Genomic DNA, 1,825 nt, shown 5'->3' on the forward strand with positions numbered 1-1,825 from the left:
TGGATGCAGTGCATCTGGATATCGACGCGAAACCGACCTATTTCCCGCTGTTTGGCCGCTTCCTCGCGTCCCGCGTACCGGCACCCGTCGATGGAGCGCCACGCCTGAATATGCCTTCCTTCGCCTGGGGCAACGAAGTGATCGACGTCACGCAGATGGAGGTGCCGTCACAGTACAACGGTCGCATCTGGACGGTGACCGCGCTGCCGAACGGCCAGTACAGCCTGCGTTCGCCCGACGACGAACCGGTGGTCGACCATTGCGACGTTGCCAGGGTGTGCCGTGCGACGGTCCCGGGCGGCGTGGTCACGGTCACGGTCGAGCGCCTCGTCGGGCGGCCGGGGACGCGATTTCAGCTCGTTCACTCGAAGCGTCTCGATGTCATCACGCGACTTCAGAAGTCTCTGAACATCTCCGAGCAAGGGAAAGATTCCGGCATCATCAGCACGGTCTGGCGCAGCGACGATCCGCACAAGACTCAGGCCGTGCTCAACGAGATCGCACGGCTGTATGTCAAGCAGAACGTCGACAGAAAGTCGGCGGAGGCGGACAACATGATTCGGGTCCTCGACCGCCAGTTGCCCGGGTTGAAGGACAATCTGACGAAGGCGGAAACGAAGTACAACAATTACAGGACTAAAAACACCATCGTCGATCTGCCGGTCGAGGCCCAGAGCTTGCTGAACCAGATCGTGCAGGCGGAGGTTCAGAAGAGTCAGCTCGTTCTTCAGCGTGATCAACTGCTTCAGCGCTTCACCCCGCGGCATCCTAATGTCGACGCCGTCAATCGGCAGCTCGATACCGTCAACGCTCAGATCGCGGCATTCAACCAGCGACTGAAAGCGATTCCCGCCAACGAGCAGGATACCGTCGGCCTCGCTCGTGACGCGATGGTGGCGCAGGAAATCTATACCACGCTGCTCAACAATGTCGAGCAATTGAGGGTACTGAAGGCGGGCAAGACCGGTAATGTCCGTCTGCTCGACGGCGCCGAGCTGATTACGGTGCCGGTATGGCCGCGTCCCGGTCTGATCATCCTCGTGGCCACCACGCTCGGCATATTCGTGGGCCTGGTCACCGCCTTCGCGTTCAAGGCACTGCGCAGCGGAATCGAAGATCCGGCCGAAGTCGAAGACAAGTTCGGGATTCCCGTCTATGCGACGATTCCGCACTCTGATCAACAGTCTACGTTCGGACGCATCGAGCGAGCGGGCGGTAACAATGCGCCGTTGCTCGCCCGGGCCGCACCGACCGATCTTGCCGTCGAAGCCATTCGCAGCTTGCGCACCGCATTGCAGTTCGCTCAGTTCGATGCCAGAAACAACATACTGATGCTGACCGGCCCCGCACCGGGCGTGGGCAAGTCGTTCATTGCCGTCAACCTCGCTGCGTTGATGGCGAGTTCGGGAAAGAGAGTGCTGCTGATCGACGGAGACCTCCGTCGCGGCTACCTGCACCGCTACGTCGGGGCGGCGCGAGGACGTGGATTGACCGAGTTGATCAGATCGGGTGGCGACGCCGGCGAATTCATCCAGCCCGACACGCTCGTGAAGGGTCTTGACTTCATTCCTACCGGCGAACTGCCGCCGAATGCGGCCGAGCTCCTGCTGCATCCCAACTTCGAACAGGTGTTGAGTCAGCTCTCGTCCCGATACGACCACGTAATCGTCGATACCCCACCCGTGCTGGCCGTCACGGACCCCGCCATCATAGGTCGCTACGCCGGTGTGACGCTGCTGGTGTTGCGCTTCGGCGCGAATCCACCGCGGGAAGTGGAAATGGCAATCAAGCAGTTGCGCCAGGGGGGCGGGACGCTGAAAGGCGT

General features: G+C 61.3%; 1 protein-coding gene. It reads left to right on the plus strand.

The window, feature by feature from the left end; genetic code table 11:
- Positions 1 to 8 precede the first annotated feature (8 nt).
- A partial coding sequence (locus ACFTWP_RS41525; protein WP_380270371.1) for a polysaccharide biosynthesis tyrosine autokinase occupies positions 9 to 1,825 on the plus strand: 1,817 nt, incomplete at its 3' end.

Source organism: Kitasatospora sp. NPDC057015, assembly GCF_042673745.1.
Classification (GTDB): Bacteria; Actinomycetota; Actinomycetes; order Streptomycetales; family Streptomycetaceae; genus Kitasatospora.